Raw genomic sequence first — 12,792 nt, 5'->3', positions numbered from 1 at the left:
AGCCTTTTGTGAACGCCGCATTTTCGAACTAAGTCTCTGACTACGCTGCCTTTTTCTGGGGCGTGGCGAATCTGGCACAGACTACGACTTTCTCGACTGAAGTACGCGCCGTCAACGGCGACAGCAGGCCGGTGCTTACCCTTCTAAAGCGCTCAAATGGACCGCTGCCTGCGGTGCAGAAGCCGATTCGGCGGAAGTGCTAATCCGCCAGCACTTCCTTTGATGCGACCGTTGAGTCGGCGTTGAGCCGGTAGATGATCGGCACGCCGGTACCGAGTTCCAGCTTCACGATCTCCTCCGGGGTCAGGCCGTCGAGCGCCATGATCAGGGCGCGAAGCGAATTGCCGTGCGCCGCCACGAGCACGGTCTCCCCGCGCAGGACATGCGGCTGCATCTCGTGCAGATAATAAGGCCAGACCCTTGCGCCGGTATCCTTGAGGCTCTCGCCGCCGGGCGGCGAAACGTCATAGGAGCGGCGCCAGACGTGCACTTGCTCCTCACCCCATTTCTGGCGCGCGTCGTCCTTGTTGAGGCCGGACAGGTCGCCATAGTCGCGCTCGTTGAGCGCCTGGTCGCGGATCGTCTTCAACCCGCTCTGGCCGACTGCCGCGAGGATGTGGTCGCAGGTCGTCTGGGCGCGGCTGAGCACGGAGGTGAAGGCGATATCGAATTTGAGGCCGCGCGAAGCGAGTTTCGCGCCGGCCGCCTTGGCTTCGGCATGACCCTGTTCCGTCAGGCCGACGTCCCGCCAGCCGGTGAACAGGTTCTTCAGGTTCCATTCGCTCTGCCCATGGCGGACCAGCACGAGTGTTCTCGACATTCCTCACTCCTTCTCGGTGGGGTGTGTTGACCTTTAGATTGTTCTCTAGCTCAACCCGAGCACATCGCGCATCGAGTAGAGGCCGGGCTTACGGTCGCGGGCCCAAAGCGCGGCCTTGACGGCGCCGCGAGCGAAAATGGAACGATCCTCGGCAATGTGGGAAAGCACGACGCGCTCGCCGGTGCCGGCCAGGATGACCGAGTGTTCGCCGACCACCGAGCCGCCGCGCAGAGTGGCGAAGCCGATCGCGCCTTCGGAGCGCGGGCCCGTATATCCGTCGCGAACCCGCACGCTGTTCTCGGCAAGCCCGACTTCCCGCCCAGCGGCCGCCGCCTCGCCAAGCAGCAAGGCAGTGCCGGACGGCGCATCGACCTTGTGGCGATGGTGCATTTCCAGGATCTCGATATCGAAATCGTCTGGACCGAGCGCCTTTGCGGCCTGCTCGACCAGCACGCTGAGCAGGTTCACGCCGAGGCTCATATTGCCGCTCTTGACGATGGTGGCATGCCGCGCCGCCGCCGCTATCTTGGCATCGTCCTCCGCGGAGCAGCCGGTCGTGCCGATCACGTGAACGATCCGGGCCTGCGCGGCATAGCCCGCGAATTCGACGGTCGCAGCGGGCGTACTGAAATCCAGCACGCCGTCGGCTTGAGCGAAGACACGCAGCGGATCGTCGGTGATCGGTACGTCCAGATGACCGACGCCAGCGAGTTCACCTGCGTCGCGCCCCAGATGCGGCGAGCCGGCGCGCTCCACGGCGCCGATCACCCGCACGCCCTGCATGCCGCCCACCGTGCGGATCAATGTCTGGCCCATGCGCCCGGCGGCACCGACCACGGCCAGTCCCATTTCGCTCATGTGTGCGCCTTTCGCAGTTGCGACACAGTTGGTCTGTCGCCCGTCATCAAGCTTTCTGTGCCCGCCAGCGCCTGCCTTCCGTCTCGACCCCGAAGCGGTCGGGCGCCTTTGCGTAGGCCGCCAATCCGAGAAGGGCGGCCAGCGGATGCGTCACGACATAGACGGGTATCTCACGCATCATCGCGGTGTGAGGTGCCTTGTCCTCGAAGGCCGCTCGAAAGCGCGGATGACGCAGTGCGGGCACGATCTTCTGCGCGATCCCTCCAGTGAGATAGACGCCACCCTGGCTCTTGAACACCAGGGCGAGATCGCCCGCCGTCCGGCCGAGGCAAGTGACGAAGAACGCGAGCGCCTCTTCTGCCACGGCGTCGGTCTGCTCCAGCGCCGCGGCCCCAATCTCGGCAGGCGTGGTGAAGCGCGCCGGCTTGCCGTCGGCCTTGGCCACCGCCCGATAGGAACTCACCAGGCCTCGCCCGCAAAGGATCTGCTCGCCGGAAATGCGTCCCTCGAGCGGCTCGAGGTTCGGAAAGATCTGAAGGTCGCGTTCCGTCCGTGGACCGATATCCATGTGGCCGCCTTCGCCCGGGATCGGGATCCAGCGTCCGCGCGAATGGATGAGACCGGCAGCTCCCAGGCCCGTGCCGGGCCCGAGAACGATCCGGGCGGCGTGCGGTTCTGGCTCGCCGCCGCCGATCTTTTCGCGATGTTCCTCGTCCAGCGCGATGACGGCCAGCGCCTGCGCCTCAAAGTCGTTCAGGACAGTGACATCCGACAGGCCAAGCCCTTTGAACATCTCCTTGGGGCGAACCACCCAAGGGCAGTTGGTCAGCGCAATGGCATCGCCGTCGACCGGTCCGGCGACTGCGATGATCGCCGACTTCGGCCGAAGCGGCGTCTTCTCGAGGACGGCCGTGCGGATCGCATCATCGATCGACGCATAGCCTGCTGTCGGCACGATCGTCGTTTCGCCGGTTTCCGCGTCAGGCGATTCGATGACGGCGAAGCGCGCGTTCGTGCCGCCCACGTCGCCGATCAGCACCGGGAACTGGAAGCCTTCGTCCGCCTCTGCGAGATGCGCCATGCTCCTCACCACACCGTAGTCCGTCTGTCTGCTGCGTCGCCGAACGGACAAGACGCTCATAGACGGGAATGCGGACGGGGAAAAGCCATCGTCAATTTGTCACGAGCCTGGGCGCGGGCGCGGCAAGGGGATGCCGATCGCAGGAGTGGGCGCGAAGGCGTTTACCGGCAGACCAGGCTCTGCAGCGGGCATGTCGAGCGCCATCGGAGGCGACTCGGCTGCCCCGGTTGCGGCGAGCGAGACGCCTTCGGCCGCCGGGCCCAAGGTCGCCACCGCCTCCGAGGCGGGAGCGGGCGCATTGAGCACGGCACGGCATTCCTTCGGCAATTGCGCCATGGTCATGAGATCGCGGGCCTTTGGCGCGTCGGGGTTCTTGTTCGGGCGCCAGGGCTCCTCGGTGAACCACCAGGCGAGCGACTTGTCGCAGCCATCGCCAGCGGGAACGACGGCCTGCGGCTTGCAGCCGGGAGAGCCCGCCTGGCAGCCGATGCGGACGTGGAAGTGGTAGTCATGGCCCCAGAACGGCCGGACCTTCCGCAACCACGAGCGGTCCCCTTTGACCGTCTCGCAAAGCTTCTTCTTGATGCCGGGATGGACCAGGATGCGCTCGACCTCCGGGTAGCTGGCGGCGCGACGCAGGAGCCGCGCATGCGCCGGCGTCCAGACCTTTTCGTTGACGGTCAGTCCGCCCTTCTTGATCATCGAGACCGGCGCGACGTCCTCGCGCTCCTGAGGCGTGTAGCGGCGCGCGGGCATCGGATTGAACCAGATGTCGGCGTCGAGCCCGATCTGGTGCGAGGCATGCCCAGTCAGCATCGGCCCGCCGCGCGGCTGCGAGATGTCGCCGACCAGCAGCCCGGGCCAGCCGTCTGCGACGGCATCGCGCGACAGCTTCTGGACCAGCGTGACCATCGTCGGATGGCCCCAGCGTCGATTTCGCGACAGCCGCATGGCCTGCCAGGTCGGGCCATCGGCTGAAAGCGCAACCCCGCCGGCGAAGCAACCTTTGGAGTAAAAACCGATCGACTGCGGGGTCGTCGCCGCCGGCAGCTTCTCCGAGCCGAACAGATTTTTCGCCAGGTCCTCTGCCTGTGCAGTCTGATCGCCGGCCGGCATCGCCGTTGCAAGTGCGGCTGCGGACAAGGCGACGGCAAGCGCGCGCCGAGCAAGTCTAATCATCATGCGGTCGTCTCCGGCGCCCCTCTCGTGAACCTGCCTCGTGCTGGTTAACGGAACATGAAAGTGCCACGTGGCAAAATTTGGCAGCCGCCGGCGAAATTCCTACAACTTCCAGATCAACGGCAGGAACAAAATCGTGACGATGCCGCAGATGAAGTTGAGCGGCAGGCCCACCTTGACGAAGTCGAGGAAGCGGTAGCCTCCCGCCGAATAGACGAGCGTGTTCGTCTGGTAGCCGACAGGCGTGGCGAAGCTCGCGCTCGCCGCGAACATGACCGCGACGGCGAAGGGGCGGGGGTCATGGCCGAGTTGTATCGCGAGCGCGATCGCCAGAGGTGTCACGACCACGGCGACCGCATTGGCGGTGACGATCTCGGTCATCAGCGAGGAGACCACGTAGATCAGGGCCAGCACCACCATCGGCGACATCCCGATCAGGTAAGGCTCGGCGAAGTTGACAATCACTTCAATCGCGCCGGTCTGCTCCAGCCCTGAGCCAATCGTCAGCATGCTGTAGAGAAGCAGGATCACGCTCCATTCCACCGACTGGATGGCCTCATCCGAATCGATGCAGCGGGTGAGCAGCACGAAGGCCACGCCGATCCAGGCAGCACCGGCGATCGGGATGATGTTGAGGGCGCTGAACAGCACGACGCCCGCTAGCGTCAACGTGGCGAGAAGCGCCTTGTCGGGACGGAAACCCTTCTCGCCCGAGGGGCTGAGATTGATGAGATCGGCGTCTGCCGCAACCTTCTGCAGGTCCTCCGGCGCTCCCTCCAGCAGGAGGGTGTCGCCCACCCGCAGCTTTACTTCCTCGAGCCGGCCCTCGAGATTCTCGCCTTGACGGTGAACGGCGATGGGATAGACGCCGAAGCGCCTGCGCAACCGCTCCTGCCGCAGAGTGCGCCCGATCAGGCGGGACGAGGGCCCCACGATCGCCTCGGCCAGGGTATCGCCGCGGACGGCCACCGGCTGTAGCGCGGGCCCGTCCCCGACAACCTCGGCCTGCAACGGCTCGTCCGGGGCGCTGATCTCCACCCCCTTGCGGTCGCGCATCGTCATCACATTGGCGACGTCCGACTTCATCACGATGATGTCGCCGGCCGTGAGACGTACCGACTGCATGTCGCGGCGCAGCGAAAGGCCGCCCCGGATGACGTCGACCACACGCCGCTCAGGCCCTTGCAGCATGCTGCTGTCGAGCGGGTTCCGCCCGATCAGCGGGCTCCCCATCGGAACAAACACCTCGACCAGGAAATGCGGCTGGCTCTTGGTGTCGAGGAGCGTAGACACCGTATCGCGGTGAGGAATGAAGAAGCGCCCGGCGATGGTCAGGTAGATCGTGCCGGCGATCGCCACCAGGATGCCGAGCGGCGTGATCTCGAACATGGAAAAGCCCGGAAGACCTGCGCCGCGCACGATGCCGTCGACCACAAGGTTGGTCGAGGCGCCGATCAGCGCAAGCGTGCCGCCGAGGATCGTCGCGAAGGAGAGCGGCATCAACAGCCGCGATGGAGCCATGCCGCACGCGCGGGCCAGCATGATGGTGACAGGGATCATCATCACCACCTGCGGGATATTGTTGAAGAAGGCGGAGGCGACGATGTTGAACAGGATGAAGACGATGAGCACGACGCCCTGTCCGTAGCGCGTCAAACCTCTTAGCAGGCGGCCGACTCCGTCCAGAACCCCTGTGCGCATCAAGGCGCTCGACAGAATGAACATCGCGATGATCGTCCACGGCGCATTGTTGGACAAGGCGCCCAGCATGCCCGCAGTGTCGACCATGCCGCACAGCAGGAAAAAGGCCATTCCGGAGATGGCAACTACCTCCGGCGGCCACTTCTCGCTCGCGAAGGCGCAAAGCAGCAGAAGGATAGAGGCGAGCGCGATGTGAGGCGCGAACTCCTGCAGTCCGAGAACGTGGAGCATCAAGCCTCGATCAGAGCGCGACGATCATGACGTTGCAGTACTTATTTCCACTCGAATTCTGGAGGCGGCGCAAGCCACCCCGGAATTCTCGGCAATCTAGATGTAGCCGTGTCCGGCAAGGTAGTGAACGACCTCGTCTGCCAGAGCGTCGGGGGAATTCACCCCGGCAGCCAGGATGATCTCCGGCGACTCCGGCGTTTCGTACGGGCTGTCGATGCCAGTGAAATTCTTGATCTGGCCCTGCCTGGCGCGCTTGTAGAGACCCTTCGGATCGCGGCTCTCGGCGACGTGGAGCGGCGTATCCACGAAGATCTCGACGTACTCGCCGGGAGCAAACAATTCCCGCGTCATCCGCCGTTCCGCCCGGAAAGGCGAGATGAATGAGGCGAGCACGATCAGACCGGCATCGACCATCAGTTTGCCTGCTTCGCTGGCCCGGCGCAGGTTCTCCACCCGGTCCGCGTCCGTGAAGCCGAGGTCCTTGTTGAGGCCGTGGCGAACGTTGTCGCCGTCGAGAAGGTAGGTATGCTGGTTCATCGCCACCAGTTTCTTCTCGACGAGATTGGCAATGGTCGACTTGCCGGCGCCGGAAAGGCCGGTGAACCACAGCAGGACAGGCTTCTGGTTCTTGAGCCGGGCGCGGACCTCCTTGTCGATCTCGACCGGCTGCCAATGGATGTTGGTCGCGCGCCTCAGGCCGAAGTCGATCATGCCAACGCCGACCGTGAGGTTGGTCAAGCGATCGATCATGATGAAGCCGCCCATCACATGGTTCGAGGAATAGGGCTCGAACGCGATGGGCTCCTGGGTGGACACATTCACGACTGCGACCTCATTGAGGTCCAGCGTCTTCGCCGCCAGCTTCTGGAAGGTGTTCACGTCGACCTTGTGCTTGATCTCAGTGACGCTGGCGCTGACCGTGCGGGTTCCGAGCTTCAGCAGATAGGTACGGCCGGGGATCATCTTCTCCTGCGCCATCCACAGCACGTGCGCAGAGAACTGGTCCGAGAACTCCGGACGATCGTTGGAGGCGGCGAGGACGTCGCCACGCGAAATGTCGACCTCGTCCTCCAGGGTGATGGTGACCGCCTCGCCGGCGCCTGCCTGTGCGCGCTCGCCGTCATAGGTGAGGATCGACTTGATCCGCGACGTGCGGCCGGAGCTTGCGACCACGACCGCGTCGCCGACGCTCGCGGTTCCGGAGGCGACCGTCCCGGAGAAGCCGCGGAAATTCAGGTCGGGACGATTCACCCACTGGACCGGGAAGCGCAGCGGCCCGGAGCCATGCGCGCCGACATCCACCGTTTCGAGATGCTCGACCAAGGTCGGCCCTTCATACCACGGCATGTTGGGGCTTCGTTCCATGACGTTGTCGCCGAAGCGCGCCGAGATCGGGATCGGCACCATGCTGGCGAAGCCCAGTTCCGCCGAGAATTCCCGATACTCCGCAACGACCTCGCCGAAGACCTCCTGCGAGTGATCGACCAGATCGATCTTGTTCACCGCGAGTACGACGTGGCGGATGCCGAGCAGCGACGCGATGAAGGAATGACGGCGCGTCTGGGTCAGAACGCCCTTTCGGGCGTCGACCAGGATGATGGCGAGATCGGCATTGGAGGCCCCGGTCGCCATGTTGCGGGTATATTGCTCATGGCCGGGGGTGTCGGCGACGATGAACTTGCGCTTGTCGGTCGTGAAGAAGCGGTAGGCGACGTCGATGGTAATGCCCTGCTCACGCTCTGCCTCCAGTCCGTCGACCAGGAGCGCGAAATCGAGATCGTCACCGACCGTCCCATGCTTCCGGGAGTCCCGCTCGAGGCTGGCAAGCTGGTCCTCGAAGATCAGCTTGGTGTCGTAGAGCAGGCGCCCGATAAGCGTGGACTTGCCGTCGTCGACGCTGCCGCAGGTCAGAAAGCGCAGAAGACCCTTGTTCTGCTGGCGATCGAGATAGTCGGTGAAGGCGGCCGGATCGGCTCTGAGCGCGTCCATCAGAAGTACCCCTCGCGCTTCTTCTTTTCCATCGAGCCCGCCTCGTCGTGGTCGATCAGGCGGCCGGAGCGCTCCGAGGTGCGGGCCAGCAGCATCTCGTAGACGATCTCATGCAGGGTGGACGCGGGCGATTCAATCGCGGCGGTCAGTGGATAGCAGCCGAGCGTGCGGAAGCGCACCATCCTCTCCTGCGGCACCTCGCTCTTGGCGAGCGGCAGCCGGTCGTCATCGACCATGATCAACTGGCCATCCCGCTCCACCACCGGCCGCTTGGCCGCGAAATAGAGCGGCACAATCGGTATGTTCTCCTGGAGGATGTATTGCCAGATATCGAGCTCGGTCCAGTTCGACAGGGGGAACACGCGGATCGATTCGCCCTGGCGAATGCGGGCGTTGTAGAGGTTCCAGAGTTCCGGCCGCTGGTTCTTGGGGTCCCAGCCATGGTTCTCCGTCCGGAAGGAGAAGATACGCTCCTTCGCCCGGCTCTTCTCCTCGTCGCGCCGGGCCCCGCCGAAGGCGGCATCGAACTTGTACTGCGTAAGCGCCTGCTTCAGCGCGTCCGTCTTCATGATGTTGGTGTAGGTGGACGAGCCATGCGTGAAGGGCGAGATCCCCTCGCGCAGCCCCTGCTCGTTGGTGTGGACGATCAGGTCCATCCCCACCCGCTTCGCCGTCTCGTCGCGGAAAGCGATCATCTCGCGAAACTTCCAGGTGGTATCGACGTGGAGCAGCGGAAACGGGGGCTTCGACGGATAGAAGGCCTTCGCGGTCAGGTGAAGCATCACCGACGAATCCTTGCCGATCGAATAGAGCATCACCGGATTGCGGAACTCGGCGGCCACTTCCCTGATGATGTGGATCGACTCCGCTTCCAGGCGCTGCAGATGCGTCAGCTTGTCGCCGGCGAGTTCGGCTGGTGATGGGAGTCTAGTCTGCGGCATTCTTCATCCTGGTCACGGCTACCTGCCGTTTTACTGAAGATCAGCCGTATACCACCAAGATGAGAGGTCAAGGATACGAATTTCGGTTAGAATGCCGTTCAGCGCAAATCTATTCCATTCCGGCTGCGGCGATGCCGCAAAGCCGAGGATCCCCATAGGCGACGAAATGTCCGTTGGCAAAATCGAGGTCGGAGGCCTGTCCGCGCTTGTTGTAGCGGAACGGCTTTCCCTCCATATCGGTCACGATGCCCCCTGCCGCCCGCAATACCGCGTCTCCGGCTGCCGTATCCCACTCCATGGTGCGCCCGAGCCTGGGATAGATGTCCGCCTCGCCGGTCGCTACCAGGCAGAATTTCAGGGACGATCCCTTCGAGACGAAGCGATCGACGTCGAAGCGCTTCAGCCAGTCCGTCGTCCCCTCGGTGCCATGCGAGCGACTGCCCACCGCGACGAGCCGAGGCGGCGCCGGCCGGGTCCTTATCGGGCGCAGGTTCCTGATCTCGCCCTCGACGAGTTCGCCGCGCCATGCCTGGGAACCCTGCCCGACAAAGATCTCGCCGAGCGCCGGGGCGCACACCACGCCTGCAACCGGCACCCCGTTATCGATCAAAGCAATGTTGACCGTGAACTCGCCGTTGCGGCTGATGAATTCCTTCGTGCCGTCCAGCGGGTCGACCAGGAAGAACCGGTCCACAGCGGCCGGAGACTTGCCAGAGGCAACTTCCTCCTCGGCGACCACAGGAATGTCCGGGAACCATTTTCGCAGCATGGACAGAATGGCAGCTTCTGCGCGTGTGTCGGCTTCCGTCACCGGCGTGGCATCGCTCTTGAGGGAAAACGACGGCGAAGGGTCCGCGTAGACCGCCATGACCTCGTGCGACGCGGCAATCGCCGCCTCGGTCATCACCTCGACCAGTTGCCCCGCGTCGATGGGACCGGCCGGACCCCGTCGGATCGATTCGGTCAAGAGATTCCTCCGGTCCTATAAGGATGGGGCAGGATAGCTGTGCCAGTCTCCCAACCCCCGGCAGCCCTGCCAATTTGTTTCTGGTTGCCTCGCTCTTGCACGCCATCGCGGATGCATGCAAGCGCGGCGGTCTCGGACTCGTCGGCGAGCGGCAGACGATGCCGCATTGACGACAAAAGCGGTTTGTAGAGGGATGGGGGATCAGGCGAGCGGCATGGAAATGCGCCAGGAAGTCGAACGAGGCATCGCGCTCAACCGCTTCGGGCTGGGAGCCCGGGCCGGAGACGACCACGCCGGGGATGCACGGGACTGGCTTATGAGCCAGTTGGAGGCCTATGAGGCCGCGCCGGAATCCCTGTCACGGGGCCTGAGATCATCCGACATTCTGTCCGACTACGCTGAGCGCATCCGTTCCTCGAAGGATCTTCCAGCACCGGAGAGAATGGAAATCCGTCAGGCTCTTCGCAAAGAGGGTCGGGCGAACTATCGCCTGGACGTGAAGCTGCGGGTTGCCTCGGCGGTGGAGACCTCATCGCCGTTCATCGAGCGGCTCGTCCACTTCTGGTCGAACCATTTCGCGCTTTCGATCGCCGACCCGCTTGTGACCTGGCTGGCCGGAAGCTTCGAACGAGAGGCGATCCGCCCGCATGTCCTCGGCACGTTCGAGGAGATGCTGCTTGCCGTCGAAACGCATCCGGCGATGCTGCTCTACCTCAACCAGTCCGAATCGGTCGGCCCGAACAGCTCTCAGGCGAAGAGAGTCAGTGAGAAGAAAAACCGTAGGCTTGGGCTGAACGAGAACCTGGCCCGGGAGGTTCTCGAACTTCATACGCTGGGGGTGAAGGCAGCCTATACCCAAGAGGACGTGATCCAACTCGCGCTCGCTCTCACCGGCTGGGGGCGTCGGATCAAGAGTGGCGCTCCTGTCCGCGACGGAGATCCGTATTTCGCACCCGTGGCGCATGAGCACGGCAGGCGGGTGATCATGGGCACGACCTATGCTCAGCCTGGGGTCTACCAGGGCAAGGCGATCCTGCGCGACCTCGCCAGATCGCCTCAAACGGCCCGCCACGTCGCGACGAAGCTGGCGCGGCACTTCATTGGCGACGATCCGCCCGAAGCCGCGATCCGGGCCTTGCAGACCGCATTCCTCGACTCGGGCGGGATGCTTCCCGCCGTTTACGAGACCCTGATCGACAGGGCCGAAGCTTGGGAGCCGGATCGAGTCAAGTTCAAGACACCTTGGGAATGGCTGATCTCCTCATTCCGCGGACTGGGCATCCCCGAAAAACCCGAGATGAGCATTGCCGCGATGCTCCAGCAACTCGGCCAGCCTGTATGGCAGCCGGGTTCGCCGGCCGGCTACGACGACATCGCGGCGAGTTGGGCCTCGCCCGATGCCCTCATGAAGAGGGTAGAGGTCGCGCAGCAGTTTGCCGACAGCCGGGGCGACCTCGACCCGAGGGACCTGGCTCTTGAGCTTCTGCCCGGGACGTTGAGCGACAGCACGCGGCAGGAGATCCATCGAGCCAGCACGGCGCAATCGGGTCTCGTCTTGCTTGCGGTCTCTCCCGAGTTCCTGAGGAGATAGCGGATGTTCAACCGGCGACAGTTTCTTGGCTACAGCCTGGGGATCACGGGTTCGATGTTCCTGGGGCCCAGGATGACCCTGGCCAGCGTGGACACGGACCGGCGCTTCGTGTTCATCATCCAGCGCGGCGCGGCCGACGGGCTGAACACCGTCGTCCCCTACGCAGACCCGTCCTATTCCACGCTGCGGGGTGCAATCGCCATCGATCCGGCCGAGAGCCTCAAGCTCGATGGGATGTTCGCGCTGCATCCCGCGCTGACCCGGACGGCGGAGTTCTATGGTGAGGGAGAGGCGCTGTTCGTGCACGCGGTCGCTTCGCCCTACCGCAACAGATCGCATTTCGATGGGCAGAACGTGCTCGAGACGGGCGGGACGAAGCCGAACCAGCTCAGGGACGGCTGGCTGAACCGTCTCCTGCCGCTGCTTCCACAATCCAAGGAGGAAGCGATCGCCTTCGCGCCGGTGTTGCCCCTGGCGCTGCGAGGCACGGTCGCCGTGAACACCTATTCGCCCTCGAAGCTTCCGGAGCCCACCGAAGAGCTTCTGATGCGTGTGGCAGCAATGTACGACAGGGACGCGCAACTGCATGCCCTGTGGGCGGAGGCGCTGGAGGTGCGGGAGGTCGCCGTGGCCATCGAAGAGCGCGAGGAAGCGGCCAATCTTGGAACCATGGCGGCAGGCTTCCTGACCACCGAGAGCGGACCGCGGATCGCGATGATCGAGACAAGCGGCTGGGACACGCATGCCGGACAGAAAGGACGTCTCAAGAACCAGTTGACCAAGCTCGATGCGCTGTTCGGATCACTTCGTGACGGGCTGGGAGATGTCTGGAGTAAGACCACGGTGCTGGTGGCGACGGAATTCGGACGCACGGCAGCCGTGAACGGTTCGGGCGGGACCGATCACGGAACGGCATCCGCTGCCATGGTGCTCGGGGGCTCCGTTTCGGGAGGCCGCGTCGTCGCCGACTGGCCGGGCCTGAAGCCGGCAGCACTCTATGAAGGACGGGATCTGACCCCGACCCTGGACCTCAACGTTCTCATTGCCAAAGCAACCGCGGAAGGCCTGGGCCTCGATCCCGAGCTTACGATGCGGACGTTGTTCCCGCAGCAGGTTTTCGACAAGTCGCTGCCGGTGCTGGTGAGTGCGTGAGGAACCGCGCCAAGCACTGACACTTACGCGAGCAAGGGGCAATCCTGCGAAATTCGCGCATCGGCTGTAATGATGGGCGGCACTGATGACTGGCCGATCAAGTTGATCTGATGCCTCATGCATTTCAAAGCTGGCTAGCGCAATTCTTGCAGTCTTACTACGAGTGTCGGTCGGGCCGCCGCCTATGCACTCTTAACGTATACTTTTGCCTTGTGTACAGAAGATCGCCAAGGTAACGATTCCACGACGTTTTGATTGACAGTCAGCCGGAACCGGCCACAG

10 protein-coding genes are annotated in these 12,792 nt (G+C 63.9%); 2 read left to right on the top strand and 8 right to left on the bottom strand.

What is annotated here, in order from left to right; all coding sequences use genetic code 11:
* Positions 1-199: 199 nt before the first annotated feature.
* From HUI96_RS10000 to cysQ, 8 genes are all read right to left on the bottom strand, one after another.
* Entirely contained in the window at positions 200-820 is a 621-nt protein-coding gene (locus HUI96_RS10000) for a 2,3-bisphosphoglycerate-dependent phosphoglycerate mutase (RefSeq protein ID WP_188254495.1), read from the bottom strand.
* Between the two features lie 45 nt (positions 821-865).
* Positions 866-1,678: a 4-hydroxy-tetrahydrodipicolinate reductase gene (gene dapB / locus HUI96_RS09995; protein WP_188254494.1), complete on the bottom strand. Its 813-nt coding sequence runs from the start codon at positions 1,676-1,678 to the stop codon at positions 866-868.
* A 46-nt stretch (positions 1,679-1,724) separates the two neighbouring features.
* A complete protein-coding gene (locus HUI96_RS09990; protein WP_188254493.1) occupies positions 1,725-2,759 on the bottom strand; it encodes a glucokinase in 1,035 nt (344 codons plus the stop codon).
* Positions 2,760-2,858: 99 nt separating this feature from the next.
* Entirely contained in the window at positions 2,859-3,941 is a 1,083-nt protein-coding gene (gene mepA / locus HUI96_RS09985) for a penicillin-insensitive murein endopeptidase (RefSeq protein ID WP_188254492.1), read from the bottom strand.
* Between the two features lie 99 nt (positions 3,942-4,040).
* Complete coding sequence (locus HUI96_RS09980; RefSeq protein ID WP_188254491.1) at positions 4,041-5,870, bottom strand: SLC13 family permease; 1,830 nt, start codon at positions 5,868-5,870, stop codon at positions 4,041-4,043.
* Positions 5,871-5,966: 96 nt separating this feature from the next.
* Positions 5,967-7,859, bottom strand: a complete 1,893-nt coding sequence (cysN, locus tag HUI96_RS09975) for a sulfate adenylyltransferase subunit CysN (protein ID WP_188254490.1) — start codon at positions 7,857-7,859, stop codon at positions 5,967-5,969.
* A complete protein-coding gene (gene cysD / locus HUI96_RS09970) occupies positions 7,859-8,800 on the bottom strand; it encodes a sulfate adenylyltransferase subunit CysD (protein WP_188254489.1) in 942 nt (313 codons plus the stop codon). Before cysD ends, cysN begins: the two co-directional genes overlap by 1 nt.
* Positions 8,801-8,909: 109 nt before the next feature.
* The gene (gene cysQ, locus HUI96_RS09965) at positions 8,910-9,704 is read right to left on the bottom strand and encodes a 3'(2'),5'-bisphosphate nucleotidase CysQ (RefSeq protein WP_188254599.1); all 795 of its coding nucleotides are present in this window, start codon (positions 9,702-9,704) and stop codon (positions 8,910-8,912) included.
* A gap of 277 nt (positions 9,705-9,981) precedes the next feature.
* Between cysQ and HUI96_RS09960 the strand changes: the two genes are divergently transcribed.
* Positions 9,982-11,358 (top strand): DUF1800 domain-containing protein, encoded by a 1,377-nt coding sequence (locus tag HUI96_RS09960; protein WP_188254488.1) that lies wholly within the window; start codon positions 9,982-9,984, stop codon positions 11,356-11,358.
* A gap of 3 nt (positions 11,359-11,361) precedes the next feature.
* Entirely contained in the window at positions 11,362-12,510 is a 1,149-nt protein-coding gene (locus tag HUI96_RS09955; RefSeq protein ID WP_188254487.1) for a DUF1501 domain-containing protein, read from the top strand.
* Positions 12,511-12,792 lie beyond the last annotated feature (282 nt).

Origin of the sequence: Pseudaminobacter soli (ex Zhang et al. 2022), from assembly GCF_014595955.1 — a bacterium.
Taxonomy (GTDB): domain Bacteria; phylum Pseudomonadota; class Alphaproteobacteria; order Rhizobiales; family Rhizobiaceae; genus Kumtagia; species Kumtagia pseudosoli.
This window is presented reverse-complemented; position numbering and strand designations above follow the sequence as displayed.